This window comes from Halorhabdus sp. CUG00001 (assembly GCF_009797925.1).
Taxonomy (GTDB): Archaea; Halobacteriota; Halobacteria; order Halobacteriales; family Haloarculaceae; genus Halorhabdus.
This window is the reverse complement of record NZ_VOLB01000001.1, coordinates 1,386,359-1,412,560: the sequence shown is the minus strand read 5'-3', so window position 1 is coordinate 1,412,560 and position 26,202 is coordinate 1,386,359. Positions and strand designations below refer to the sequence as shown.

Sequence of the window (26,202 nt, the reverse complement as noted above, 5' to 3'; positions counted from 1 at the left end):
CGCATGACGATCTCCCTGTCGGACGAACAGCGTCGTGCGATCGCCATCGCCGAAGACGTTGCGGACGTGACCGTCCGGGACTGTGTCTTCGACGACGAACACGACCACGTGGGTTTCGTCATCAAAACCGGCGAAATCGGCAAGGCGATCGGCCGTGACGGCGAGACCGTCGATCGTCTCGAGCAGCGACTCGGCCAGGACGTCACGCTCGTCGAAGATGCCGACAGGCCAGCAGCGTTTCTCGCAAATGCGTTTGCGCCGGCAGCCATCGAGGCTGTCACGATCGAAGACGACGAGGATGGGCGCCTCGCCAGCGTCGACGTCGATGACCGTGATATCGGTATCGCGATCGGAGCGGACGGCCGGAAGATCGAACTCGTCCGGGAACTCGCTGCCCGTCACTTCGACTTCGACGAGATCGAATTGACCGAAGCGTAATCGGACGCGGCAGACGGACTGGCAACTCGGTTCTTGGGCGAACGCCATCGAGGCCCCACAGTCGAAACCGATGCACGCTTTGTTCGTGGCATCAATCGGCACGTACGAGCGATGACAGCGGAGTTCACAGATAGATCCCTGGCCGAGCACCAGCGCGTCTTCGAGAAGATTTGGTCTCAAAACCCCGGGCGACAGAACTGGAGTTCCTCCTCGTGGTGGTTCTTCTTGCTGTTCCCCGAAGGCGAGGCGGGGTACGGCCCCCGACAGCTGATGTTCTCGGTTGCTGCCTGTGTGGGTGACCAGTGTCGCGTCAACGACCTCCCGGCCCCAGGGATGGACGCTGACCGCCCCGTCTCCGACGGCGTCGACAGATTCAACGCTTCCACTGTCGGGTGGGCTGGCGACGACGAACAGGTCCACGATCACGTTGTCACGCAGCCAGCCGAAGCCGTACTCTCAGCAGACGACCAGCGTCTCGAAGCTTGGCGGGAACGTGCAGACGGGACCAGACGTGGGAGTGAGGTGGCTGCACTCTCAGAGCATCCGATCGGCCTGGAAGTGACGGTTGTCGGCGACGACGTCGAAGCGGAGTTCGAGGCTCGGGCCGCCCTCGACTCGAAGATGACGGCTCCCCACCAGTCCGTGAACATCGACACGTCGCTGGGTGGCATCGAAGTTGTCGCGTTGCGCCAGCTCGACTTCGAGGGAACCTTCGATCTCCCCGACGGCAAAGAGACGCTGTCCGGGTCGTGTTACTTCCAGCGTGTCTGTTTCGATCTGCCCCTGTTCCCCTGGAAGTGGGTCTGGGCGATCTTCCCGGATGGGACCTCCTTCTCGGTGATGGTTCCGTTCGTCGGCCCACAGCTGTTCCGACGGGGGTACACATTCTTCTCTTCGAACAGTCTCGAACGACTGACGATCCCGCTCAGACAGTCGGGGTTCTGGCACTGGGGCGATGGCAGTGGTCACGTCGAGTTCGACCGCGTCACTGTCGAGCCACTCCTTGACACCGGCGAGCATCCGGACTTCGATGTCCGTGTCGAGAACGACGACGGCGATTACGTTCGCTTCGTCGCCCGGACCTACGGCCACGCACGCAACTGGCTCGAACGTGAGCGACTGGGTGGCCGGACGTCCTCTCACTGGAGTTACAACGAGTACATGTTCCGCATGGCCGGCCTCGCCGGCAACGTCGAGGGCACGAATCTCGCCGACGCCTCACTCGGAACTGGCTTTGGCACCCTGGAGTACAGTACCGGCCTGGGGCTGTGACCCTTTCAGGTCACTCCCTTCTCACTCCTGGCTGCCACCGTCGGCTGCGGTGTCCTGTGTCTCGGATGTCTCGGGTCCGGACTCGGGACCAGACGCCTCGAGGGTGAACTGTTCGACCGCATCGCGCAGGCCACTCGAACGGTCGGCCAGGGCCTGGATCTGTTCGCTGACTTCCGTGATCGAAGCGGTCTGCTCTTCGGCGGCCGCCGAGACCGACTCGGCCTCTTGGGCAGTCTGTTCGCTGATCGAACCTACGTCGTCCATCATTGCGACGACCTGCTCCGTGGAATCGGCCTGGTCGTCGGTGGCATCGTTGATCGACTGGACGCCCGTATCGGCGTCCTCGACCTGTTCGACGAGCTGTTCGAGAAGCTGGACGGCATCTTCGACGGCGTCGATCCCGTCGGTGACGCTCTCGCCCATCTCGTGCATGTCACCGACGACGTGGTCGGTCGTCTCTTGGACTTCTTGGATGCGTTGCTCGATGTCCTGGGTCGCCTCGGCTGTCTCCTGGGCCAGCCCCTTGATCTCGTCGGCGACGACGGCAAAGCCCTCGCCAGCCTCGCCGGCCCGGGCGGCCTCGATCGAGGCGTTCAGCGCCAGCATGTTCGTCTGGTCGGCGATGTCGTCGATCAAGCCGGCGATCTCGCCGATCTCTTCCATGGCGCTTTCGAGGCGTTCGACCTCTGTGATCGTCGTCTCGGCCTGGGACTCGACGGCGTCCATCTCTCCGAGGGCGTCCGACCCGAGTTCGCTTGCCGTTTCACCGAGGTCGGCTGCCTGTCGGGACTTCTGTGCGACTCCCTCTGCCGAGGAGGCGACCTCCTCGATCGCGGCGCTGAGATCGGTCAGCTCGTCGGTGGCGTCTTGGACGGTTTCGTCCTGGCGATCTGCTCCCTCGGCGATGTCTTGGACCGATTCGCTGACGTCCTCGCTTACCCGGCGTACTTCGCTGGCGCTCGCAGCGACGTCTTCCGCTGACGCGTCGACGTCCTCCGCGAAGGCACGCACCTCCTGTAGCGTCTGTTCGAGTTCCATCAGCATCTCGTTGGCTGCGACGGCGATCGCACGCATCGCGTCGTCGTCGACGTCCTCGTCGAGCCGCTGGGTAAGATCGCCGTCGGCTGCCTCGGCCATGACCGTGCTGAACTCGTCGGCCTGTTGTTGTAGCGATTCGGCCATGGCTTGGGCCTCTTGTTTCGAGGCCTGGGCTTGCTCTCTGGCGGATTCGATCTCTTCGATTGACGCTTGGAGGTCCTCTTGCATCGTTTCGAGCGATGCCCCGAGTTCTCCCGGGACTCGCTCGTCGAGCGCCGGATCGTCGAAATCCTGGCGTGCCAGAGCGTCAGCCTGCGATGCGACCGTCCGTAGATAGTTCGTCGTCTCCCGAAATGCGTCTCTGACTTGTCCGATTTCGTCGATCCGTCCTTCGTCTTGGACGGCAATGTCTAGGTCTCCCTCGGCGATCGCGGATGCCTGCTCGCCGACGGTCGCGATACGCGGAATGACGTCTCGGCCGACGTAGACGGCGAGGACGACTAAGCCGAGGAGTGCCGCTCCAATGAGGCCAATGAGGTGTGTCTGGATCGTATTTTTCAGCGCGTACGCGTTCGCGGTTGGGACGCTCTTGACCACGACCCAATCGGTGCCGTTGACCGGCGCGTAGGCGACCAATTCATCGCCCCGATTCAAGATACCACTCGTATTAGCGCCCCGCTGTAACGCCGTCGCGTTGGCACCGCCCGGATACTGGTCGAAGACCTGACTCTCGTTTGAGGGGATCATCACCGATCCCGACGTCGAGACAACTTCTGTGGTTCCGCCTTCGATGACGTTCTGGAACTGTTGGCTCCGGGCGTCGAGATCGTAGGCCATAACCACTCCGTGCATGAAGCTTTGTGTCGGGCTGGAAAACGCGATCAGCGAGCGATTGTCGACCGTGTACACCTCTTTGGTGCCTGCGGTATCACGATCGATCCCCAATAGCCCATCCCCGCTCGATGTCGTCCCCCACCGCAGGTTTTGGGATTCAAGCGACGTATTTTCGAGTCCGTCGACGCTGCTGTCGCGGATCAGTCGCTTTGGAACATTGACGTAGTGTACTGCGACGAGACTCTCCCCGCCGTTCAGTTTTGCGCGTTGGAGGGCGATGTTTACCATCCCCGAATCCGAGTCTCCGGACGCTATCGCCGGATCTTTCGACAGTGAGTCCGCTGCCCCCTGTTTCTGCTCGAGCCACCGTTGGACGTTGTCGGCTGTCCGCTCGGTGGCCGCCTGCAACTGATCGTTCCGGTTTTCGGTAAGCTCTGCCGAGACCGTTTGTTGGGTAAAGATCCCGATCCCTAGGACGACCAGGCCAACGACTACCACCACGAGCAAGAACTTTCGAAGGTACCGTCGTCTGATCGTATCCGGTAACAACCGTTCAAACCGTGCCAGCAGTCCCGAGGCGTCACTCATATGAGGAATCTGCAATCCTGTTCGGGAACTGCTTGCCTAAACATTACGCCAGCAGTATCAATCGAGATAATTACGCCCTACGGGCAGGCCATCCAGTCGTCGACGTGGCCGGCTGGTAACTCCAGGTTCGAAAGAAGACGCTTAAGTAGCTTCACGGGGTACTTGCGGTCACTATGGCAAACGGCAAGTACGCCGCACGCAAACTCAAGAAGGACCGCCAGCAACACCGGTGGTCCGACTCCGACTACGCTCGCCGCGAACGCGGGCTCGGAGCCAAGTCCGATCCGCTCGAAGGAGCACCGCAGGGTCGCGGGATCGTCCTAGAGAAAGTCGGTATCGAGGCCAAACAGCCCAACTCTGCGATCCGAAAGTGTGTTCGGGTCCAGCTCATCAAGAACGGCAAACAGGTCACGGCCTTCTGTCCTGGTGACGGCGCTATCTCGTTCATCGACGAACACGACGAGGTCACCATCGCTGGCATCGGCGGTGCAAAGGGTCGTGCGATGGGCGACCTCTCCGGAGTCAACTACAAGGTCGAGAAAGTCAACGGCGTCTCGATGATCGAACTGGTTCGCGGTAACGCCGAGAAACCGGTGCGATAACCATGAGTGCCGAGACTGATTCCGATTCCGAGGACGCCGAAAGCACGACTGGTGCGAAGCTGTTCGGTCGTTGGGCCACCGACGAGATCGAGTTCCAGGATCCGTCGACCGAACGGTACATCACGATTACGCCGATCGCCCACACGATGGGCCGTCACGCCACCAAGCAGTTCCAGAAGTCCGAGATCTCGATCGTCGAACGGTTGATCAACCGTCTCATGCAGACCGACGAGAACACGGGCAAGAAACAGCAGACGACTCGGATGGTCCGTGAGGCCTTCGAGATCGTTCACGAGCGAACTGACGAGAACCCGATCCAGATCCTCGTCGGTGCGATCGAGCACAGTGCGCCACGCGAAGAGACGGTCCGCCTGAAATACGGTGGCATCTCGGTGCCCAAAGCTGTCGACATCTCCCCGCAGCGTCGGGTCGACCAGGCACTGAAGTTCCTCGCTGAAGGCGTCTACAACGACTCCTTCAAGACGCCGACCGATGCCGAAGAAGCCCTCGCCCAGCAACTCGTGGGCGCTGCCGACAACGATGTCGGGACCTACGCCGTCAACCAGAAAGAAGAGAAAGAGCGCGTCGCGGCAGCAGCTCGGTAATCTCTCTCGTTTTCTCGATCGTTGCTTTGGTCGCTTCGATTTCGCTCCTGTCCAGTCTCAACTCCCAGAATAGCCTCTGGACGTATGTCGAACCGAAAGAGAATCGTCGCGTCGCTACTTCGCGCGACCGCTGTCGCCGCGATTGCTGGGACGTGTGTGTTCGGCGCCTTTTCCGCGAACGTTCAGGCCCCGGTTGCGCTGTCCGGCGCTCGTGAGGCCGCGCAGCGCACGGTCGGCCTGTGAGTCGTCACAGATCCAGTTGAGATCGTCGTCGTTTTCGATCGCCGGATGATCGGGATCGACGAGAATCGCTTCGAACCACTTCTGGCTGCCGTCCTCGCCGACCCAGTAGGAATTGAGGACGCGCAGGTTGCGATACTTCTTGGTCGCGCGTTCTTCGGCCACGCGCTGGAGGTTCTTCCGGCGGGTGATCCGCGTGACGCCTTGTCGCTTCGAGCGCCGACCCGCTTTGTGTCGCTGTTTGCGCGCACTGCCTTTCCGGACACTGATCCGTGCCACGACGATCCCCTGTTTTGCTTTGTACCCGAGCGAGCGTGCCCGGTCGAGTCGCGTCGGTCGCTCGACGCGTTCGATGGCGCCTTGCTCGCGCCACTCTTGCATGCGTTGCCACTGGAGTTCGGCCAGCTTGCCGTCGTCCGGATCTTTCCAGGCGTCTCGGATGTGTGAATAGAAGCTTCGTGCCATGTTTTCACCGCGGGCGTTGGATGGTTCAGCCGGCCGTCCGGCCACATTCCGACCTGTCGAACAGGTGCCCGCTGGCTGCCCGCAGACCAGCGAGTTGCCGATTGTACCCTCGTTGGGCGCTTAAGCGCTTCGAACTCTTCTCGAAGCCCATACCCGCAGGCTCAAGTCTGGGGTGACCTGAACGTGCCCATGGACGACTCGGTCACTGTCGTCGTTCCGACTCGCGACGAAGCCGATCGCATCGGGGGAATCGTCGCAACGCTCGTCGCGACGTACGACGTACTCGTTGTCGACGACGGCTCCGACGACGCGACGGCTGCTGCCGCCGAGGCGGCCGGCGCGAGTGTCGTCTCTCACGACGTTCCACAGGGTCGTGCTGAAGCACTCCGGACGGGGTTCGACCAGGCCACAGGTGATATCATTGCACTGTTTGAACCGAGCGGCGCGTACGATCCCGGAGAGGTCGACGACGTTGTTGCCCCGATTGTTGCTGGCGAGGCGGATATCGTCTTCGGGACCCGGCCGGCACTCGATCGTCTTTCGGAGTGGACGTTGAACAAGCTAGTCACTCGAACGACTGGTGTCCCGGATCCGTCGACCGACGTGTGGGCGATCAGGGCTTTGGCACTTCCTCATATCTCCGTCGGCCCTGCCTGTGACTGTGGTGTTGTCGCTCTCGCGGCGACGGCTGCCGACCTCCGAATCGAGGCCGTGGGTATCTCCTTCCAAGAGCTGACCGGACCACGCGATCTCGCGTGGTATCACTTTCGCCAGCTTGGGGCTGTTTTTCGCCATCTCATCGTCGGTCGGTAATGTCGCCGTCCCCGTCGATACGTTCTGTTGCTGTTCGTCATTTCCTATAGCGATAACTGATTTATGAGGGTCGTTCGCAATCCGGCTATGCCGGGTTTTCACTGGGCAGAGCGGCGCCTTAGGCCGTTACCGACTCGAACGTCCCACTTTCGATCGCATGCGCGCACGCTGACGGATCGATATCATCGGTCTGGCTGGGGTATTTCCGCTCGAAGTACCCGATAATGTTTTCGACGTCACGTTGCAGTAACTCCGCGGCGTTCTCGTGGTCGGTTTCGACCGCTTGTGGCCAATCGAAGATCGTCACGCCGTCCTCGCCGACGAAGACGTTGTATTCACTCATGTCGGCGTGGACGTAGCCGCCTTCGTAGGCACTGGCCATTTCCTGAAGAATGAGATCCAAGACGGGCCGAACTTGCCCGGGTTCGAGTTTGGTCCGGGAGAGTTCGACGCCGTCCATCCGCTCCATGACGATCGCGTGACGGTTGTGATCGACCGGTCTCGGGACGTTGACCCCTGGGTACAGCTCCTCCAATGCGCCATACTCGCGTTCGGCTGCCTTTCGAGCGGTGTACAGCCAGGAGACGTGCTCACGGTCGGCGGTGTACTCCCGTTCACGCATCACTTCCCGGAAATTCGTGTATCCCTCCCGGTGGTACTTCAACGCCAGCGGCTTGTACGACTGGACTTCGTAAACGTCACTTTCCTTGCCGACGCCCAGGCTCGAACCGACACCTTCGATCGTTTCGCGCTCGGCGAAGGTGTGCAACGCCAGTGCGTCGTACCCTTCGAAAGTGAGTCGGAACCCCGTATACTGGATCGTCTTCCGTTCGATCAGGTCGCGATCTTCACACCGGTCCAGCCGGTAGTCGGCGTCCTCTGTGGTTAGCCGCGAAAACTCCGGCAGCTTTTCGCGGGCGACCCACTCCGAGAAGCGCATTCCCTGCTCGATCCCAGAGAGGAGATGGAAATCCTCGGGTTCTAGCTCCGCGAGGTGAGGCGCGACGTTCGAGACCATTATCCCTTGGTAGGAGTTTGTCGGGCAAAAGCCCGACGTGTCGGGGTGGGCACCAGCGACGTAAACCAAATAAAGCTATATACAATCTCGACCACCGAGGGCTGTGTCGGTCCGGTTGTCACCTTCGAAGCGACTTTGAGCGCGCCGGTTAGATTCTCTGCTATGCGAATCGGTGCACACACCTCGATCGCCGGCGGCGTCTCGAACGCCCTCGAGGAACAACTGGAGTACGACGGCAACTGTGGACAGATTTTCTCACACTCCCCGCAGGTCTGGCAGGACCCATCTTTCGAGGACGCGGAAGCAACGACGTTCCGTGAGCATTCCGCGGACGCGGATGTCGGACCCTGGGTCATCCACTCGTCGTATCTCGTCAACCTCTGTACGCCAAAGGACGACCTCCGGGCGAAGTCGATCGACAGTCTCCAACAGGAAGTCGAGGCCGCCGCGAAACTCGATATCCAGTACGTGAACGTCCACCTCGGGGCCCACACCGGTGCTGGTGTCGGTACCGGGCTGGACAACGCCGCGAGCGCGCTCGATGAACTCGACGTGCCCGCGGACGTGACGGTATTAATCGAATCCGACGCCGGCAGCGGGACCAAACTCGGGGGCGAGTTCGAACACCTGGCGACGGTCCTCGATCGAAGTGACCAGGAGCTTGGCATCTGCCTGGATACGGCTCATATGTTCGCCGCGGGCTATGACCTATCGACCACCGAGGCGGTCGAGGAGACAGTCAGCGAATTCGATGAGGTCGTCGGCTTGGATGCTCTGGAGTGTATCCATCTCAACGACTCGAAACACGCCTGTGGGACGAACAAAGACGAACACGCCCACCTAGGTGAAGGCGAGATCGGCGAGGAGGGTATTCGATCGATCGTCTCTCATCCCGACCTCCGGGACCTGCCGTTCGTTCTCGAGACCCCAACTGAGGACGGACGCGGCTTCGCCTGGAACGTAAAGCGCGCCCGGGAACTGCGCCAGGACGCCTAACCGTTCGCATAGACAGTCGCTGATCGACTCGCTTTTCACCGGAGATAGTCAGGGTGACGTATGCGCCGGTTCGACGCCGAGTATCTCGAACACACGCGTCGCGGGATGTGGGCGGAGTCCCGCGAAGCACTCTCCGCGCTTGACCTTCCGGCCCGCGATCGCGTCCTTGACGTCGGCTGTGGGACCGGCGAACTGACGCGTGTGCTGCGAGAGGAAACCGATGGCGACGTCATCGGCTGTGACGCTGACCCCGAATTGTTGGCTCACCTCGTGTCGCCGGTCGTTGCTGGTGATGCGTATCGCCTTCCATTCCCGGACGATGCGTTCGACCTCGTGGTCTGTCAGGCACTCTTGATCAATCTTGCCGAACCCAAGCGAGCCCTCGCGGAGTTCGTCCGCGTTTCGCGGGATGGCGTCGCGGTAATCGAGCCGGACAACGGTGCCGTTACCGTCGAGTCGACCGTCTCGACCGAGCCGCCGCTCGCACGAACCGCACGGCGTCACTATCTATCGGGCGTCGGGACGAACGTCGCGCTGGGGGCGGAATTGCGGCCACTGCTGGAGAATGAGGGGCTTTCGTCGATCGACGTCGCTCGCTACGATCACGAACGGACTATCGAGCCACCCTATTCACAGCAGAACCTCGAAGCTGCAAAGCGCAAGGTCAGCGGCCAGGGACTCGACGACGACCGGGCGACGATGCTCTCGGGCGACCTTTCCGTTTCGGAGTACGACGCGCTCCGTGAACGTTGGCGCGAGATGGGGCGGACTGTCGTCGAGCAGATGCGCGATCGTAGCTACGAGCGCACAGAAACGGTCCCGTTCTACGTCGCAACCGGCCAGGTCCCGGAGTGATTTGCTCGCTGGCGCCTCCCGTCAGTGTACGTCTCCGCGAACAGTGACGCCACGCTCGCGTTCGCGTTGCTCGCCCAGCGTCTGTGCGGCCGTCGCGGCCTGTTGCTCGTCGGCCCCCAGCTGCTTGAGGGCCTCGGCGAGGGTGGGAAAGACGTACTCCCCTGTCCGGAGTTTTTCGAGTGCCTCTGACGATCGCGTCCCTTCGTGCCAGAGACAGACGCCGCGTGGATCGAGGATCTCCTCGTAGCTCCCGCGGGCGAGTGCGCCTTCGAGTCGTCGAGTGACGTTATCCTCGAAGGAAGCGTTGCAGACTTCCAGATGGACCGGCTCGCCTGCTTCAGTCAGGTGGGCGGCGAGACATTGCTCGGGTGCGACGTGGCCGCTGGCGGCGGCTGCAATTTCGTCCGGGTGGTCACGAGCCCACTCCGTCCGGACGGTTTCGCCGATGCCCTCGACGCCCAACTTCTCGTTCAACGCCGTCGCTTCCGCGTTGGCCTGCCCGAACAGCAGGTCCTTCGTGAGGTAGACGTCGAGTCGCTCGACGGGATCGAGGCCCAGCGCCAGATCGCCGTAGACCCAGACTTCACGAACGGGAACCGGCATCGTCTCCTGTTCGACTGCCTCGAGGATGCCTTCGAGGCGGTCGACAGCTACGTCGCGATCGAAATCGCTCATCGACCACCTTCGGGCCGGGATGGACAAAACGGTTTCCGGTCGTTGCGGGGGTTTGATTTTTCCGCCGCGGGTGACAACGCCCGCCATGGAGTTCGACCGCTTTGGCGACGACAGCGATCCGGATCTGTTGTTCGTCCTGGGCTGGGGGAACCGGCCGACCCACGAGCCCGTGCGCTGGTTGCTCGACCGACTCGCCGAGGACTGGCGAGTCCACACAGCGACGCTGCCGGTCCACGCTACCGACGTCCAACGTGAGTGGGTCGATCCCGTCTCGGCGTATGCCGCCGCCCTCACGAACCCCGCCGTGCTGGCTCACAGCGCCGGTGGGCTTACCGTCGCCCACGCGGACATCGAGTCTTCGACGACGACGTATCTCAGTCCGTGGTGGGGGTTCTCCTCGGCGAATGGGGGACGCCTGGTGGACTTATTTGCTCGGTTCCCACTCGACGTGAAGTTGCTGCCCAGCGGGATCGACGATCCGTCGTTGCTCGGTGCTCACGCTACCGCGCGACAGGTTACCGAGGGGGCCGATCGCGTCTCGCCAGCTTTTCTCCGGACAGTCCAACAGGCTCACCGGACCCTTCCGCCCGCCAAAGACGAGGCCGTCGTCTTCTGCTCGCTGACCGATCAGGTCGTCTCGACGCGAGCGATCGGCGAGCGCGTCCCGGCCGAGCGGATCCGCCTCTACGACGGCGGCCACGAACTGTTCTCCTCACGATCGCGTGAGCGACAGCTCGCCACACTGCGTGCAGTGCTGTCCGAGGGGCCGGCCGGGCTGGAAGCGTAATCCTCTCGGGTGCGTATCTCCGAGAGCCAGTGAATGGACTGTGATCGGTGTGGCGAGGCGGCGGTCATGCATGCGGCCTACTCCGGGGCCCATCTCTGTGAGGACCACTTCCGGCGCTCCGTCGAGAAGCGTGTTCGCCGTCGGATTCGTGAGGACGGCATCGTTCCCGAACGGGCCACGCCGGAGGAACCCGTCACCTGGCTGATCGGCCTCTCGGGTGGGAAAGATAGCGTCGTCCTCACGCAGATCCTCGCCGAGACTTTCGCCGAGGATCCCCGGATCGAACTCGTCGCGCTGTCGATCCACGAGGGGATCGAGGGCTACCGCGACGAGAGTCTCGACGCCGCTGAGTCACTCACTGCTGATCTTGGGCTCCGTCACGAGACGATATCCTACGCCGATGAGTTCGGCGTTCGTATGGACGAGGTCGTCGAAGACGATCCCGAAGACATGGCTGCTTGTGCGTACTGTGGCGTCTTCCGACGCGATCTGCTCTCGACGTACGCCGAGGAGTACAACGCCGATCTCCTGTTGACCGGCCACAACCTCGACGACGAAGCCGAGACAGCGCTGATGAACTTCCTCGAAGGCGACATCGCCCAGATGGCAAAACACTTCGACGCAAGCCTCGGCCCGCTCGACGAGCGAACGTTGACCGATCGGCACGTCCCACGGGCGAAACCACTCCGAGATGTCCCCGAAAAGGAGGTCGCGCTGTATGCCCGCCTCCGGGATCTCCCGGCACACATCACCGAGTGTCCACACGCCTCAGAGTCGTTTCGCGGTGAGATACAGTCACTGTTGTACGAACTCGAAGACGCCCATCCGGGGACGCGCCACTCGATCATGGCCGGATACGAACAGTTGGCCAGGCAGGCGGCCCGGACTGTCGACGAAGACCGAGACTACGCGTCGTGTGACACGTGCGGACGACCGACGACCGGAGAGCGGTGCCGACGCTGCCAGTTGCTGGATGCGTTGGGTGCCTGAAAACGGCGCTTTTTCGAACAGTGATGCGTCCGATCGAGGGGTCGGTCAGTCTGTCCGGATGACGTCTAGACCGTGGTTCTGCTCGACGGCATCTCGGCCGCCGTCAGTTTCCCCGAAGCTTCGGTCGGTCTGACTGCTGGCGTCGGTGCCGACGTTGCTACTGGCATCGAAAGACGTGTCCTCGACGTCGACGTCCTCGATTGCTTGCCGGGACTTGTTGGCCTGCTTTTGGGTCGTCGGACCCAAGACCTGGGCCGACTGGACACCGGTCATGATCGCCATGACGCGGACTTTGCCCTTGTACTCTTCTTCGATCCGGGCTCCCCAGATGACGTTAGCGTTGGCCTCCAGACGATCGGTGATGTTGCTTGCGATGCCTTCGGCCTCGTCGAGCGTCAGGTCGGGTCCACCCGTGATGTGGACCAGGCCGCCGCTGGCCCCACGGTAGTCGACATCGAGCAGTGGGTGGTTCATGGCGTCGCTGACCACTTCCTGGGTCTTGTTCTTGTCCTGGGTCTCGCCGACGAGCATCACCGCGACGCCGCCCTGGTTCATGATCGCGGACATGTCCGCGTAGTCCAGGTTGATCAGCGACGGTTGGGTGATCGTCTCGGAGATCCCCTTGACCGTCTCGGCGATGATCTGATCCATCACCGAGAAGGCTTTGCCGATCGGGAGGTTCGGGACGTAATCGAGCAGGCGGTTGTTGTCCAGGACGATGATCGAGTCGGCCTCGTTGCGCAGATTTTCGAGGCCTTCCTCGGCTTTGACTGTCCGGGCACGCTCGACGTTGAACGGCGTCGAGACCATGCCGACGACGATCGCTCCTTGCTCTTTGGCGATCTTCGAGACGACGGGCGCGGCGCCCGTGCCGGTCCCGCCGCCCATGCCGGCCGTGACGAACACGAGGTCGGCGTCGCCCAGCACTTCCTTGATCGTGCCCTGGGCCATCTCGGTGGCGCGTTCGCCCATCGAGGGGTCGCCGCCCGCCCCGAGCCCGTTGGTCAGGGACTTGCCGACGAGGATCTTCGTGTCGGCTTCGATCATCTTGAGGTGCTGTTTGTCGGTGTTCAGCGCGATCGTATCGGCGCCCTCGACGCCGATGTTGTACAGCCGGTTGACAGTGTTGTTACCGGCACCGCCACAGCCGATGATCACGATGCGCGGGTCGCCGAACTCGTCACCGTCGGCATCGACGTCCCGGCTCTCCTGTTCTTCGTGTTCGAGGGCCGAGTTGACAATATCCTGCATCGTCTACACCTTCGCCCATGTGCGCCGCTTGCGTTTTTCGGATGGGCGCTCTTTGCCAGTCTCTTGCTCGGCCAGCATATCTCGAACGGCCGCCCGGATCGCCTCGCTCCGGTTCGGGTATTCCCCCGTTTCGACCATTCGTTCGACCTCCTCGATCTGCTGTTTCGGAATCCGTAGTGTCACACGCTCCATATTTATTGTTCCCCTTTGGGTAAGACGGACGCAGCGGGCCGCCCGCTCGTCTTACACACGATAACCGCCAGACAGCGGTCGGTGGCATCCGGTACGCCACTGTGTAAGACAAGTCCGTCTTACGCATTACCGTACCACAGAGTGAGGGGACATAAAGGTTTTGGCGGATGTAAGACGCCAAGGCGTAAACACCTGAAAAAGCGGCCCAGAGGTGTGTTTACGTGGCGTTTATTGGTCTAGTACGTCAGCAGCTGGCGTTCGCCGCCCACAGCTCGGACAGAATGCCCAGTCAGAGCGGAGCTCGTCGCCACAGTCACAGAAGATGCGACGTGAAGCCTTCTCCCCGCAGTTCGGGCAGTAGACGTGATCGCCCGAGACTGTCTCGCCACATTGGGAACAGGTCCGATTACCGGGCTGTTCGTCCGGCTCGACCACGGACGGTTCCTCGGTTGCGCGTTCGGGGGCCGTACTTGGAGATGGCGAGGACGCGACGGCCTCCTCCAGTGAGATGTTCACGTTGACGTCTTGTGGCTCGGGCTGTGGCCGCAACCGGCGGTCACGCCGCTCTTCGAGGACGGCATCGACGCGTTCCGCGATGAGTTCGTCGAGACTCTCCTCGGCGGTGGCCGAATCCGTCTGCGTAGGTTCGGTCGTCTCGCCGTCGAGGTAGGCTCGCAACGCCTCGCGCATGACCTCGCTCTTGGAGGCGTCGAACTCCTCCAGTCGGTCGACGAGGTCGTCGTCGGCGCGGAACGTGATTTTACTCATACAGCCTGTCTTACGGCTTGACAGCGAGCCTACTTCAATCTTCGTGACTGTCTGACGCACGTCAGCGGTTGTGTTGAGGACCGGCCGACGCCGGTCGGTTTTTCGCTCCGAATGATAACCGTTAAGTCTCCCACCGGGCCTACGTGTGAGTGTAACCGCCCTTAGCTCAGACTGGTAGAGCAGTCGACTGTAGATCGACTTGCCCCCCGTTCAAATCGGGGAGGGCGGACTTTTGCTGGGACCACGTGAGCAGTCGAAAGTCCATCTTGAGCCGATTTGAACACGCCAGTCGCAGCCTCCCACAGCGACCGGAGAGGGCAAGCAGGAACGTCTGCCGTCTGTTCAACTCGGACACAACACGACGCGATTCGGACGAACTCAGCGACAATAGGCGTCCAGCGGATTCTCGTGGACGATCGTGTCGATGGCCGCGTCCGGGACGTTTGCGGCCCGGAGCTTCGGTAGGAACTTCTCGACGATGTAGGTGTACGGGTCGACTTCGCCGCCGTCGGGTTGGCTGGGGTCGTAGTAGCCTCGGTCCTGGCTCAGTAAGATATTGTCAGTGTATCCGCGCTCAGTCATGTATTCGACGAGATCGATGTACGTTTGATCGTCTTGATCGTGGCCACCGATCCAGTCGTATTCGACGAACGCGCCGCGCTTGGCCGCCCGCTCGTGATAGTCCAGATTTTCCTCGGCGCGGGCGTGGATCCAGATGAACCGCGAGGGGTCGTAGCCTTCCTCCGCGATGATGTCGAGTTGCTGGTGGGCGACGTTACCGTGCAGTGTGTGGCTGCCGATGACAGCGCCCGTTTCGGCACCGGCTCGCGCCGCGGCACGGAGAATCTTCTCTTCGTCGTCTGAGAGGCCCTCGGGATCGTCGTCGTCGGTACTCACCTTGATCCAGGCCGCCCGCACGCCCGTGTCCTCGATCTCGTTGGTCAACTCATCGAGCATCCACTCGGTGAGTTCCGCGATGCCCATCTCTCGGGCCCACTGAGGAATGCTCGGCTCCTGGTAGATCCCCGTCGGCACGACCACGGGGAAGTCTGTCGCCTCTGAGACAGCGAGATCGATGTCGACCCGACGGCCGACGCCTTCGGGCGTACACTCGACGAGGGCGTCGATCCCCGCCTCCTTGGCGCGCTCGATCTCCGGGCCGATGAGTTCGATCACCGCCTCGGGGTCGGTGTCTTTCCAGTTCTCTGCTTCCATCGGCCCGAGGTCGGCGAAGATGTGTTCGTGAGGGACTAACAGACCGATCTCGTCTCGATCGATGGTTCCCTGTGTCGTGCTGAGTTTTCCCATGGACGCTCTCTCGGATGCAGTTGAAAAGTACGTTTTCATCATCTCTTTGAACGAAGCCGGATTCAGCGATGCTGGGTGGCAGCTCCCGCTCTCAGTTCTCCCGGCTTTTTAAAACCGCTCACATCGACAGACTGCGGTCGAATTGTCAGTGTGAACAATAGCACTCTTTTTTCCGTGTCTCGGTTCACAGTTCAGGCGTGGTAACGATGGGTGTCTTCGACCGCGGCAGGTTCAACTTGGGGTCTGAGGATGCTGAGACGGTTCCCTATCTCTGTCTCTCCTGTGAGACGCCGCTGCCCGTCCAGTATCACTCCTGCCCGGAGTGTGGGAGCTACGACGTGCGGCGCGCGAAGTGGGTCGACGATCACTGACGGCGATCCGGTCGGCACTCCTCGGGGGACCTGTCTTGCGATCTCGGTCGCTCGCTGTCGGCGGATCGACCGTCGAGAGCGGATGCGCTACGTATTGGGAGTCCGCTTACCCGATATCCACTCTCGCTGGCGAGCCACGACCCCTGGCCGGTGGGTCGCCAGATTCTTGGTCTCGCTGTCGGAACGCCCAGCATGCGATTTCCGAGCGAAATCGTCGTCGATCGTTTCTTGCCGACGGCCAGGGCCATGCTCGCTGGCGAATTGTCCGCGCACGGACTCACCCAACAGGAGATCGCCGATCACCTCGGCGTGACTCAGGCCGCCGTCAGCAAGTACGTCGGTGGCGACGTTGCGGTCGAGTCCCGATTTAGTGAGGACCCGCGAATGCAGTCGACCATCGACGAGATCGCCGCCGGCTTCGCGGACGGGTCGATGGACGCCTACGACGCGCTGGGTGAATTGTTGGACGTGATCCGGGCCTTCGAGGATCGGGGACCGATCTGTGAGATTCACGAGGAGGCGGTCCCGGCACTGGCCGGCCTGGGTTGTGACCTGTGCCTGCGCGGCCACGACGAAGCGGTCGCCGACGAGCGGGCAGTCCTTTCGACGGTCCGCTCGGCCACACGGCTGTTGGCTGACGAGACGGCGATGGTCGCGTCGGTACCAAACGTCGGGACGAACGTGGGCATGGCCCTGCCCGACGCCGAGGACGAGCGAGACGTGGCGGCCGTACCGGGTCGAGTCCACGCGATGCGCGGCCGGATCAACGTCCCTGCGAACCCGGAGTTCGGTGGCTCTCAACACGTCGCCCGGACAATCCTGGCGGCGATGGCCGTCGATCCGTCCAAGCGCGGGGCGTTGAACCTCGCGACCGACGAATCGCTCATCGGGGCCGCACGGGATCGTGGCATCGACCCCCTTCAGTTCGACGCCGGCTACGAGAACCGCCGCGAGCGCCTCGAAGCCGCGTTCCGTGATCGTGGCGCGGTGCCAGCAGTCGTCTATCACGAGGGGGCGTTCGGGATCGAGCCGATCACCTATGTGCTCGGGACGGATGCCCTCGAAGCCACGCAGCTGGCGATCGAGCTGGTCGGCGCTGGGAAAGCCTAACCGATGGGACCAGGCCGTCACTGGTGATTCCTTTCGTGGATGTCCCGCTCGCGACGGCCCCTCAGCGGTCGATGTGGACCGGGATCCACCACACCCGCGACCGCCCACCCACTTTCTTGCTCGTGATATCCGTCGACGCTTCGAGGTCGTGCAGTTTGTTCAGTGCCGTCCGACGAGAACACCCAAGCGCCTCGGCCACCTCGCTTGCGGTCAGTGGCTCGGCGTAGTCGTCCCGGTCTTTGAACACCGCTGTTACGTCCTCGACGGCGTACTCCGTTTCGCGGCCTGATCCACTCATACGGTCCGATAGGACGGCCGCCTACTTAATTTCTCACGTAGGAACTGTCCGTCTGGACAGATGTGTACCGGTCTCAGCCGACCGCATCACTGGGTCGCCACGGTCTTGACCGCCTCGAGACGCTTGTGACTCCTCCTGTTCACAACGGCGGCATGTGCGATGCGGGCGACGGATAGTCCAGAGAGAATCGGAGCGACGGAGGTATCGACCCGGCCGAAACGACCAGAACGCTCTCTCACGGTTTCCCCTCCTTGGGCCATCTGGCGGTGGCTACGGAGCGCTGACAGCCACGACGGGAGACGAAAACAGGGGGCGAGCCCGAACACTCACAGTCCTCGACAGAGTACCTCAGCGAAACACATGGATCGTCGTCGCGGTCTCGTCATCGTCGTCACTGTGTTCGGTCTAATCGCCCTGACGCTGGCTGCAGCGACGCTGACGGATCCGACAGTCAACACCGGTGGTGGGGGGAAATTCGGTTTCAGCGGTAACGGGACGGGCGGATTGTTCTCGGGGGCGGACAACCAATCGTCGGTCGATGTCGTCGTTCCGCCGGGTGTCCTGCCAGTGTTTCAGGTCTTGGCCGTTGCATTGACCCTGCTCGCGGTCGTCGTCGCCTTTCGAACGTTCTCCTGGAGTGACCTCGCCCGAATCGCCATGCTCGCGGTGATAGCTGTGCTGTTCGGCTGGCTGTTGGTGATGTTGCTGGAGTTGCTTGCCGGCTCTTTTGGGGGGCGTGGTGGAATCCTACCGGGCGGCGCTGCCGGCGGCTTTGGTCCGCTCGTCAGCGCACCCGAGCGGACGCTATCGATCGCCAACCTCCCACTCGCGGTCTGGCTCGTTCTGGTGGTCGTCGTCGTTGCGGCCGTGGGAACGATCGTTCGCCTCTCCGGGGACGCATCTGTCTCCGAGGCAGTTACGGATCAACCGAGCGACCGCGACAGCGACCAACTCGAAGCGATGGGTGATGCGGCTGGTCGCGCTGCCTCTCGTCTGGCAGCCGGGACGGAGACGACTAACGCGGTCTACCAGGCCTGGCAGGAAATGACGGCTGCCCTCGAGGTCTCGAACCCGGCCGCGACGACGCCGGCAGAGTTCGCCCGGGCCGCGATCGATGCTGGCATGCACCCCGAGCACGTCGAGGACCTTACACGGCTGTTCGAAGACGTCCGGTATGGGGGTGAGCCCCCCTCAGACGAGCGAGAGCAACGGGCACGGACAGCCCTCCGGGAGATCGAAGCGACGTACGCCGACCTCGACACGGAAACAACCGGAGGGGACGATCCGTGAGTTCCCCGCCTGGCACACCCTGGGATGATCCCTCTCGGTTCGTCGAGTCCGGCGGGGGATCGGACGCCGAATCGGACGAGCCGATCGGGACCGCTCTCGCGGTGGTGGGAGCGCTTGCTGTTCTGGCTGCCCTGGCGATCCTGTTCGTCCCGGGCCTGAGCGAGCAACTGTCGACCAGTTATCTGCCGGTCATCGTCATCGGGGCGGTCGCTTTGTTCCGGGCCGTCCAACTCGGTTGGCGTCGCGGGACCGAATCGATCAGGCAGGCCACGCCGTCGGCTGTCGAGGCTCGGACGACCGTCTCGATTCCCGGCACCAGGTTCGACCGTCTCTTGGAGACGACGGTCTCGAGTACAAGCCAGCGTATTCGACAGCAGACAGTGCTCACCGAGCGGTTGCGCGAACTCACCGAGGAGATTCTCACGACGCACACTCGACGCGACGATCCGACGGTGCCGACGGACGTGGCCCTCGAATCGGGTACCTGGACGGACGATCCCATGGCGTCGTCGTTGTTTGCCGAAGACGAGACGAACACCTCGTTGCTCGATCGGGTCGCCGCGTTGGGAGGGCAATCGTCACCCGCGAAGAAACAGGCCGTCGCCGTCATCGCGGAACTGGCCGACAGACTCGACATCGAGGATGCCGACCGATCTGAGCGTTCGAGTGGCCGTATCGCGAGTTCCGACTCCTCGCCCAATCCCTCACCGACGGGCGAGCGATACACTCGTCGGTGGCACGGCCTCTCGGCCCTGGCGCTTGGGGCGCTGGGCGTCGGCACGCTTACGTCCCAACCACCGCTCGTCGTCGTCGCAGCGATATTGCTGGGGATCGCCGCCTCGGTCGTCGTCTGGGACAGCCCGACGGCTGAACTAGCCATCACGCGGACGATCGAGACGCCCGACCCGCAACCGGGGGCTGCCGTCCGCGTCAGGGTCGACGTCGAGAATGTCGGCTCCACTTGGGCACCCGACGTGCGTCTCGTCGACGGCGTACCCGAGGGACTCATCGTCGAGTCGGGTTCACCCCGCCACGGGACGTCGCTCCGTCCCGGTGCGTCATCGGGCTACGCGTACACAGTCAGTGCGCCACGTGGCCGCCACACGTTCGACCCGGCGTACGTACTCACGCGGACGCCGAGTGGGACGATCGAGCGTGCCGAGACGATCACGCCAGCCGGTGACGCGGAGATCACCTACGATATTACCGCCGCGTCGACTCTCTCGATGCCCCTCCAGGAGAGGGCCTCGAAACACGTCGGACGCGTTTTGACCGACATCGGCGGGGCCGGCCTGGAGTTTCACTCGACTCGGGAGTATCGTCCAGGTGATCCTCTCTCTCGAATCGACTGGAACCGGGCCGCCAAGGGTGGTGACCTCTCGACGCTGCAGTTCCGCGAGGAACGGTCGGCAACAGTCATGTTTCTGCTCGATGCCCGCCAAGACGCTTACGTCTCACCTACCCCGGGTGCCCCTTCGGCGGTCGATCGGAGTGTTCTCGCGGCGAGTGAACTGGTTTCGGCCCTGATCGCCGCCGACGACCGGGTCGGCATCACGGCGCTTTCCCCCCGACGCTGCTGGCTCGAACCCGGCGCTGGGTCGCGGCATCTCACGCGTGCCCGTGAACTACTGGCCGCGGCTGACGCCTTCGGCCCGATCCCTCCCGAACGGCCGTTCGTCCGCCGGGTTCTGGTGCCGACGATCCACAAGCGACTTCCGTCGAACGCACAGCTGGTGGTGTTTTCCCCGCTCAGTGATAGCCAGAGTGTGACGATCGTGCGCCAACTGCGCGCCTACGGGTATCCCGTCACGGTGATCAGTCCGGACGCGACGAATACCGGCACACCGGGGCGCACACTCGCTCGCATCGAACGGACGATCCGGCTCTCACATTTGCGACGGACCGACACGCGGGTCGTCGACTGGCAGCGAGACGAGTCCCTTCCCGCCGCCGTCGAACGTGCAAAGCGAGGGTGGTCTTAGTGGCGATCACCCCCCGGCCCCACGGGAGAGCCATCTTCGCGACCGGGGCCTTCGCGCTCCTCGCCGTAACTCCGCTCGCGCCGGTCCCCCCAGCCTTTGCCGTCGGGCTGGCGGGCGCTCTCCCCGCGTTGCTCGGCACGGCACTCGGCTCGCGGCGCATACTTGGCCTGGGCGTCCTCGTCTTGAGTGGCGGGACGTTACTCGCCGGCAGCGAAGGCCTGCCGGTTCCGTTTCTCTCGGCCGCGATGATCGGGACTGTGCTGGTCTGGGACGTCGGCGAGCAGTCGATCAACGTCGCCGCCCAGATCGGCCGAGCGGGCGATCTCGACCGGCCGATCTTCGTCCACGCGGCGATCAGCAGTCTCGGCGCGATGGGTGTCGCCGTCCCCGTCTATATCCTCTATTCGGTCGCTGTTGGCGGCCAACCCGTCGGCACACTGCTGCTGTTGTTGATCGGTGCCGGGTTCATCATCTCCTCACTTCGTCTTTGATCGGTCCTGACGTGTCGGCGGTGACTTCGACACTTTTTCTACGGTACCGCCGGACGGTCAGACAGTGTTAACGGGTGTCAATCGGTGAGACGAAACCGCCAGCGCGTCCTCGTCGGTGTGACAGTCATTTTGGCCGTGCTTGCGACTGTTATCGTTGCGGCGGCGGTCGTTCCGACCCAGACCGCAGAGCGTCAACCTGGTAACGGGTCGGGTGGCGTATCCCTCGACCAGCCGTCTCAGGAGCCCAACGAGTTCGACATCACGGTCGATATCCCGCCACTGGTTCGGCCCATCGCCGTGGCGCTGCTTGTCGGGTTCACCGCCGTTGGGCTGTTCGTGCGGATACAGACCCTTACGCTCAAGGGCGTCGTGACATCGCTTTTGGCGGCTGGGGTCGTTTTTGCCGTCCTCCAACTCATCGACCTCTCGTTGCGCTTTCCGGGGTCGGGCCGCCAGCCCCAGAACGTCACGAATGGCACTGGTCCGGGCGGGTCGGGATCGGTCAATCCCGTCGCTCCGGGCGTCGATGTGCCGATCGTGGCGCTGGGGGGGATCGCGGTCGTTCTCCTCGGGGCAGTGGCACTGCTGGTCCTCTCTAGTGGGCGGTCGGAGTCGACCGAAGCGGCGTCCGTCGACGACCAGGCGTCGGTCGATGAGCTGGACGCCGTCGGATCGGCTGCCGGCCGGGCGGCGTCGCGCTTGGCAGCCGGTGTCGATTCGACGAATGCCATCTATCGTGCTTGGGCTGAGATGGCCGACGCCCTCGCAGTGTCGGAGCCGGAAACGACGACCCCGGGCGAGTTCGCGGAGGCGGCGATCCAGGCTGGCATGGATCCCGACGACGTGCAGGAACTCACACGTCTCTTCGAGGCCGTCCGATACGGTAACGTGCCGCCCTCGCCCGATCGGGTCGAGCGCGCCGAGGATGCGCTCCGACGGATCGAAGCCGCGTACGCTACGCCAGAGAGGTCTGGCCAGCGGACGAGTCCCGACGAGACTGGCCCACAGGAGGAGCGACGATGACCGGGCAGCGAGACATGCTATCTGACGCCGCCGAAGCACCCACCGTAGCGAGTGACGACGAAACCGAACAGCGTATCGAGTCGCTTCTCTCTCCGGTGATCGGTGCGATCGGGACTCTCCTCGTCGGCGTTGGGTTAGTCGTCGTCTGGAATCCGTCGCTCGTCGAGATCTCGATCGAATACCTGGCCGTCTACGTGATCTCGGTGGTCGCGGTCATCGCGGGCATCTGGTACAGCTATCGCCGGATCGTCTCCTCGGTGTCGGAATCGACGCCTCCGACTGTCGAAGCCCGCTCGACGACGTCGGTTCCGGGGTCGACGTTCGATCGGCTCCTTGGCGGGCCATTTCCGACACAGGCCGATCGAATCAAGGCCCGCCGGCGCGTTTCGAAACGCCTCCGGCGGGTGACGACCGACGTCCTCGATTCGACCAGTGCCGATCGTGCTGTGGGCTCGATCGAGGCGGCCCTCGCCGACGGGACCTGGAGCGACGACCCGGTGGCCGGGGACTTTTTCGCCGAACAGACCGGCGATCGCACTCTGCGTGACCGTCTCGAGACCGTCCGTCTCGCTCCACACAATCCCTTTGTTCTCGGCGTCGAGCGAGTCGTCGGGGACTTGGCGGACCGCTACCTGCCCGAGCGAACGACAGACGGGTTCGACTCCCCCGAGACGGCCCCACACACGCGGCGCCCCTCGACGTTCGGTACCGTTCGCTCGACGGGGCGGTGGCGCGGGTTGGGTGCTGTCGCGTTGCTCGCGATTGGGCTCGGAGCCGGCCTGGGCAAGCCGGGATTGTTGCTGGTTGCCGGGCCGTTGTTGCTCGTCGTCGGCTACGCGGCCATGGATGTCGAGCCTCCACAATCGATCACTGTCGAGCGGACGATCGAACCGACCGATCCCGACCCCGGCCAACGCGTTCAGGTCCGCGTTACCGTTCACAACGATTCCGGGCGGTGGGTCCCGGATCTCCGGATCGTCGATGGCGTCCCGGCCGGGATGACCGTCGTCGAGGGCTCACCACGACACGGCACCGTCTTGCGTCCGGGGGCCTCCACGTGGTTCGAGTACTCAGTGCAGGCTGCGCGTGGCCCGCATACCTTCGAGTCGCCCTATACGATCACGCACAACCTCTCGGGCTCGATCGAACGCACGTTTCGGACGGCGACCGAGGGCGATCGAACCGTCACCTACGGGCTCCGGCCGGATTTCGAGGCGACGGTTCCGCTCCGCCAACAGGCTTCGAGTCACGTCGGTCGCGTCCTGACAGACGTCGGTGGGAGTGGGCTCGAGTTCCATTCCGTTCGGGAGTATCGTGCCGGTGATCCCCTTTCGCGCATCGACTGGAACCGGGCCGCCCAAGGACAGGGACTCGCGACGCTGCAGTTCCGCGAGGAACGCTCGGCGACGGTCGTGTTGCTGATCGATACGCGCGCCGCCGCCTACGTCGCTCCCGACGAGCAAGCGCCATCCGCCGTCGATCGGAGTGTTCAGGCGGCCGCGAAAGTGTTTCGGGCCTTGCTGAATGCCGACGACCGGGTTGGATTGGCTGCCCTGTCTCCCCGGGGGTGTTGGCTGTCCCCGGGCGCCGGGCACGTCCACTGGGCACGGGCAGAGACGGTACTCACCGATGACCCGGCGTTTTCGACCCAGCCACCGACCCAGGCGTTTCACCCACACGTCCGGCTGCCGAAACTCCGCAAGCGCCTCCCCGCTGACGCTCAGATCGTCATGTTCTCGCCCCTCTGTGACGAGGAGAGTACCGCGGTCGCACGCCAGTTACAGGCCCAGGGCTATCCGATGACAGTGATCAGCCCGGATCCGACGAGCGACGGGACCGCCGGCCAGACCGTCGGGCGCATCGAACGAACGCTTCGCCTTTCGACCCTCCGGAAGACGGATGCCCGCGTCGTCGACTGGCAGCCAGCGGAGCCACTGCCACTGGCGTTTGACCGTGCCCAACGGCGGTGGTCGCGATGAGTCGAGCCGCTGGGCCCTCGCGGTTCGGCGTGGCGATGACACTCCTGCCAGCCGTGGTCTGTCTGGTATCGATATCGGGCAACGGCGCGGGCTTCGTCCTCGCTATCGCCGGGACGCTCGGAGCCCTCGTGGGGGTCGAACGCGGGCGTCGACTCGTCCTCGGTGTCGGTGTAGCCGGACTCTTCGCTTCGGTTCTGGTCGCTGGCGTCGCGGGCTATGACCCCACACTCGTTGCCGTCGCCGGAAGTGGCGCCGTGTTGACGTGGGATATCGCCGAGCACGCGATCGGCATTGCCAGACAACTGGGTACCGGCCCCGACCGCCGTCGCCTCTTGCTTGCACACACTGTCGGGAGTACGATCGTGGCTGTTGGCGCACTCGCGGTCGTCCTGGTCGGCTTTTCCGTGACACCGCGGGACTTGCCACTGGTTGCGGTCGTGTTACTACTCGCTGGATTGCTCGCGCTCGTTCCGGCACTCAAAATCGGGAGATAGGCGAGTGCGGTCGCCTCCGCCCAGACGACGCGGCTCTCTTGGCGTGTTCTCAGACCGTCGGGACGGGGGTGTCTTCGAGGACGTAATCGACGACGGCGGATTTGGCGATGTCGTCGACGCGTGCGTCGGGGGTCAATACGATGCGATGAGCGAGTGCCGGCTGGGCGACGCGTTTGACGTCGTCCGGCGTGACGTATTCCCGGCCGACCAGGGCCGCCCGCGCCCGGCTCATCTCCAGTAGCCGCTGACTCCCACGCGGGGAGACACCGACCTCGACGTGGCGGTGGTCACGCGTCGCTCGCGTGATCTGGACCATGTACCCCAGCAGGTCTGGTTCGACGCGAACGGACTCGGGAGCCGCCCGAAGCGCCTGGACTTGTGCGGGGTCGAGGACCGTCTCGACGGACGGACTCTGTTGGTCACGATCGAGACGCCGCTGGAGGAGTTCTCTCTCGCCGTCTGCCTCTGGGTAGCCCATCGTCGTCTTGATCGCGAAGCGATCGACCTGTGCTTCGGGCAACTCGAAGGTCCCCTCCATATCGACGGGGTTCTGGGTCGCGATGACGAAAAACGGCTCCGGGAGCTCGTGGGTTTCGCCGTCGACGGTTACTTGGCCTTCTTCCATGGCTTCTAGCAGTGCGCTCTGCGTTTTCGGCGGTGCGCGGTTGATCTCGTCGGCAAGGACAACGTGGGCAAAGATCGGGCCGTCGCTGAACTCGAAGGTCCGGTCGCGCTCGTTGTAGACGTGGGTACCGGTGACGTCGGCTGGGAGCAGATCCGGTGTGAACTGGATGCGTGAAAACGAGACGCCAAGCGTTTCGGCGAGCATCCTGGCAGTCAGTGTCTTGCCCGTTCCGGGGACGTCTTCGAGCAGGACGTGGCCGCGCCCGAGCACGCCAACGAGGACTGTTTCGAGAAACTCGCGGTCGGTAATCACTGCCGATTCGATCTCGTCGAGAAGTCTATTGCAGGTCTCACTCGCCTCGGAAACGTCCATGTCCCGGCTCTCTGTTGGGCGTAACTTAGTGATATCGGGACCGAACTGGGATCGAAACGGATAAACACGACAGCAGTGTACCCGACATTGTTGCCGAGGTAGCCTAGCCTGGCCAAGGCGCCTGCCTCGAGAGCAGGTGTCCTCACGGACTCGAGAGTTCAAATCTCTCCCTCGGCGCTTCTACTTCCGAACGGACGTGAGGAAGTTGTACAACGCGGGAGTTTGAACGTTGCAAGACGCGCGCAGCGAAGCGAGCACGTCTTGCTGGAGTTCAAATCTCCCCCTCGGCGCTCTCTGAACTCGCCCCGTGAGCAGAGTGCTCGCTCTCGTCGTCTGATTCCTGTGTCGCGGTGATGTGAGATTTGAACCAGCGAATCGAGCACAGCGAGAGTCACGCTGTGCAACTCTCTTGGCACTTTTTGGCGACGAACG

27 protein-coding genes and 2 tRNA genes are annotated in these 26,202 nt (G+C 63.2%); 19 read left to right on the top strand and 10 right to left on the bottom strand.

Annotation, left to right across the window (positions count from 1 at the left end; genetic code table 11):
* Positions 1-3 precede the first annotated feature (3 nt).
* On the top strand, positions 4-438 hold the full coding sequence (locus FR699_RS07055) for a NusA-like transcription termination signal-binding factor (protein ID WP_154551120.1): 435 nt from the start codon (positions 4-6) through the stop codon (positions 436-438).
* Between the two features lie 111 nt (positions 439-549).
* Positions 550-1,710 (top strand): hypothetical protein, encoded by a 1,161-nt coding sequence (locus tag FR699_RS07050; protein ID WP_158854939.1) that lies wholly within the window; start codon positions 550-552, stop codon positions 1,708-1,710.
* Between the two features lie 21 nt (positions 1,711-1,731).
* On the opposite strand, the gene FR699_RS07045 is transcribed toward FR699_RS07050, so the two are convergent.
* The gene (locus tag FR699_RS07045; RefSeq protein WP_158854937.1) at positions 1,732-4,170 is read right to left on the bottom strand and encodes a methyl-accepting chemotaxis protein; all 2,439 of its coding nucleotides are present in this window, start codon (positions 4,168-4,170) and stop codon (positions 1,732-1,734) included.
* A gap of 173 nt (positions 4,171-4,343) precedes the next feature.
* Between FR699_RS07045 and FR699_RS07040 the strand changes: the two genes are divergently transcribed.
* Both FR699_RS07040 and FR699_RS07035 read left to right on the top strand, forming a co-directional pair.
* Complete coding sequence (locus tag FR699_RS07040; RefSeq protein ID WP_154551123.1) at positions 4,344-4,772, top strand: 30S ribosomal protein S12; 429 nt, start codon at positions 4,344-4,346, stop codon at positions 4,770-4,772.
* Positions 4,773-4,774: 2 nt separating this feature from the next.
* Positions 4,775-5,377: a 30S ribosomal protein S7 gene (locus FR699_RS07035; RefSeq protein WP_154551124.1), complete on the top strand. Its 603-nt coding sequence runs from the start codon at positions 4,775-4,777 to the stop codon at positions 5,375-5,377.
* 114 nt (positions 5,378-5,491) lie between these two features.
* Here FR699_RS07035 and FR699_RS07030 read toward each other — a convergent pair whose 3' ends face one another.
* Positions 5,492-6,082 (bottom strand): 50S ribosomal protein L15e, encoded by a 591-nt coding sequence (locus FR699_RS07030; protein WP_154551125.1) that lies wholly within the window; start codon positions 6,080-6,082, stop codon positions 5,492-5,494.
* Between the two features lie 189 nt (positions 6,083-6,271).
* Between FR699_RS07030 and FR699_RS07025 the strand changes: the two genes are divergently transcribed.
* The gene (locus tag FR699_RS07025) at positions 6,272-6,895 is read left to right on the top strand and encodes a glycosyltransferase (protein ID WP_158854935.1); all 624 of its coding nucleotides are present in this window, start codon (positions 6,272-6,274) and stop codon (positions 6,893-6,895) included.
* A gap of 118 nt (positions 6,896-7,013) precedes the next feature.
* Here FR699_RS07025 and FR699_RS07020 read toward each other — a convergent pair whose 3' ends face one another.
* Positions 7,014-7,913, bottom strand: coding sequence for a serine/threonine-protein kinase RIO2 (locus tag FR699_RS07020; protein ID WP_154551127.1), 900 nt, complete (start codon positions 7,911-7,913; stop codon positions 7,014-7,016).
* A gap of 162 nt (positions 7,914-8,075) precedes the next feature.
* Here FR699_RS07020 and FR699_RS07015 point away from each other — a divergent pair, with 162 nt between their 5' ends.
* Together FR699_RS07015 and FR699_RS07010 are read left to right on the top strand one after the other, a co-directional pair.
* Positions 8,076-8,909, top strand: a complete 834-nt coding sequence (locus tag FR699_RS07015; protein ID WP_154551128.1) for a deoxyribonuclease IV — start codon at positions 8,076-8,078, stop codon at positions 8,907-8,909.
* A gap of 60 nt (positions 8,910-8,969) precedes the next feature.
* On the top strand, positions 8,970-9,764 hold the full coding sequence (locus FR699_RS07010) for a class I SAM-dependent methyltransferase (protein WP_154551129.1): 795 nt from the start codon (positions 8,970-8,972) through the stop codon (positions 9,762-9,764).
* Positions 9,765-9,785: 21 nt separating this feature from the next.
* Here FR699_RS07010 and FR699_RS07005 read toward each other — a convergent pair whose 3' ends face one another.
* Complete coding sequence (locus tag FR699_RS07005; protein ID WP_154551130.1) at positions 9,786-10,439, bottom strand: hypothetical protein; 654 nt, start codon at positions 10,437-10,439, stop codon at positions 9,786-9,788.
* A gap of 85 nt (positions 10,440-10,524) precedes the next feature.
* Between FR699_RS07005 and FR699_RS07000 the strand changes: the two genes are divergently transcribed.
* Positions 10,525-11,226: an alpha/beta fold hydrolase gene (locus tag FR699_RS07000; RefSeq protein ID WP_158854934.1), complete on the top strand. Its 702-nt coding sequence runs from the start codon at positions 10,525-10,527 to the stop codon at positions 11,224-11,226.
* A 33-nt stretch (positions 11,227-11,259) separates the two neighbouring features.
* A complete protein-coding gene (locus FR699_RS06995; RefSeq protein WP_154551132.1) occupies positions 11,260-12,216 on the top strand; it encodes a TIGR00269 family protein in 957 nt (318 codons plus the stop codon).
* 45 nt (positions 12,217-12,261) lie between these two features.
* Here FR699_RS06995 and ftsZ read toward each other — a convergent pair whose 3' ends face one another.
* The 3 genes from ftsZ to FR699_RS06980 form a co-directional block, all read right to left on the bottom strand.
* Positions 12,262-13,467 (bottom strand): cell division protein FtsZ, encoded by a 1,206-nt coding sequence (ftsZ, locus tag FR699_RS06990; RefSeq protein ID WP_154551133.1) that lies wholly within the window; start codon positions 13,465-13,467, stop codon positions 12,262-12,264.
* A gap of 3 nt (positions 13,468-13,470) precedes the next feature.
* The gene (locus tag FR699_RS06985) at positions 13,471-13,659 is read right to left on the bottom strand and encodes a ribbon-helix-helix domain-containing protein (RefSeq protein WP_154551134.1); all 189 of its coding nucleotides are present in this window, start codon (positions 13,657-13,659) and stop codon (positions 13,471-13,473) included.
* 228 nt (positions 13,660-13,887) lie between these two features.
* Entirely contained in the window at positions 13,888-14,427 is a 540-nt protein-coding gene (locus FR699_RS06980; RefSeq protein ID WP_154551135.1) for a zinc ribbon domain-containing protein, read from the bottom strand.
* 155 nt (positions 14,428-14,582) lie between these two features.
* Between FR699_RS06980 and FR699_RS06975 the strand changes: the two genes are divergently transcribed.
* Positions 14,583-14,656: transfer RNA gene (locus FR699_RS06975), tRNA-Tyr, on the top strand.
* A gap of 149 nt (positions 14,657-14,805) precedes the next feature.
* On the opposite strand, the gene FR699_RS06970 is transcribed toward FR699_RS06975, so the two are convergent.
* On the bottom strand, positions 14,806-15,735 hold the full coding sequence (locus FR699_RS06970; RefSeq protein ID WP_233263377.1) for a phosphotriesterase: 930 nt from the start codon (positions 15,733-15,735) through the stop codon (positions 14,806-14,808).
* 206 nt (positions 15,736-15,941) lie between these two features.
* Here FR699_RS06970 and FR699_RS06965 point away from each other — a divergent pair, with 206 nt between their 5' ends.
* Both FR699_RS06965 and FR699_RS06960 read left to right on the top strand, forming a co-directional pair.
* Positions 15,942-16,106 carry a hydrogenase maturation nickel metallochaperone HypA gene (locus FR699_RS06965; RefSeq protein ID WP_233263419.1) on the top strand — a complete coding sequence of 55 codons (165 nt, stop codon included), beginning with the start codon at positions 15,942-15,944 and terminating at the stop codon, positions 16,104-16,106.
* Positions 16,107-16,298: 192 nt separating this feature from the next.
* On the top strand, positions 16,299-17,216 hold the full coding sequence (locus FR699_RS06960) for a thiamine-phosphate synthase family protein (protein WP_158854928.1): 918 nt from the start codon (positions 16,299-16,301) through the stop codon (positions 17,214-17,216).
* A gap of 61 nt (positions 17,217-17,277) precedes the next feature.
* Here FR699_RS06960 and FR699_RS06955 read toward each other — a convergent pair whose 3' ends face one another.
* On the bottom strand, positions 17,278-17,514 hold the full coding sequence (locus FR699_RS06955; protein ID WP_154551146.1) for an HTH domain-containing protein: 237 nt from the start codon (positions 17,512-17,514) through the stop codon (positions 17,278-17,280).
* A gap of 360 nt (positions 17,515-17,874) precedes the next feature.
* Between FR699_RS06955 and FR699_RS06950 the strand changes: the two genes are divergently transcribed.
* The 6 genes from FR699_RS06950 to FR699_RS06925 all read left to right on the top strand — a co-directional run bounded on the left by FR699_RS06950 (position 17,875) and on the right by FR699_RS06925 (position 24,773).
* A complete protein-coding gene (locus FR699_RS06950) occupies positions 17,875-18,804 on the top strand; it encodes a DUF4129 domain-containing protein (RefSeq protein ID WP_158854926.1) in 930 nt (309 codons plus the stop codon).
* Positions 18,801-20,786 (top strand): DUF58 domain-containing protein, encoded by a 1,986-nt coding sequence (locus FR699_RS06945; protein WP_158854924.1) that lies wholly within the window; start codon positions 18,801-18,803, stop codon positions 20,784-20,786. The genes FR699_RS06950 and FR699_RS06945 overlap by 4 nt, the downstream gene beginning before the upstream one ends.
* Entirely contained in the window at positions 20,786-21,277 is a 492-nt protein-coding gene (locus FR699_RS06940) for a hypothetical protein (RefSeq protein WP_158854922.1), read from the top strand. Before FR699_RS06945 ends, FR699_RS06940 begins: the two co-directional genes overlap by 1 nt.
* Before the next feature lie 84 nt (positions 21,278-21,361).
* A complete protein-coding gene (locus FR699_RS06935) occupies positions 21,362-22,300 on the top strand; it encodes a DUF4129 domain-containing protein (protein WP_154551147.1) in 939 nt (312 codons plus the stop codon).
* Positions 22,297-24,279 carry a DUF58 domain-containing protein gene (locus FR699_RS06930; protein WP_199268299.1) on the top strand — a complete coding sequence of 661 codons (1,983 nt, stop codon included), beginning with the start codon at positions 22,297-22,299 and terminating at the stop codon, positions 24,277-24,279. The genes FR699_RS06935 and FR699_RS06930 overlap by 4 nt, the downstream gene beginning before the upstream one ends.
* Positions 24,276-24,773 carry a hypothetical protein gene (locus FR699_RS06925; protein WP_154551148.1) on the top strand — a complete coding sequence of 166 codons (498 nt, stop codon included), beginning with the start codon at positions 24,276-24,278 and terminating at the stop codon, positions 24,771-24,773. Before FR699_RS06930 ends, FR699_RS06925 begins: the two co-directional genes overlap by 4 nt.
* Positions 24,774-24,822: 49 nt before the next feature.
* Here the strand turns inward: FR699_RS06925 and FR699_RS06920 are convergent, their stop codons facing one another.
* Positions 24,823-25,770: a MoxR family ATPase gene (locus FR699_RS06920; protein ID WP_158854920.1), complete on the bottom strand. Its 948-nt coding sequence runs from the start codon at positions 25,768-25,770 to the stop codon at positions 24,823-24,825.
* A gap of 92 nt (positions 25,771-25,862) precedes the next feature.
* Here FR699_RS06920 and FR699_RS06915 point away from each other — a divergent pair.
* Positions 25,863-25,947: transfer RNA gene (locus FR699_RS06915), tRNA-Ser, on the top strand.
* The last annotated feature ends 255 nt before the right edge of the window (positions 25,948-26,202 follow it).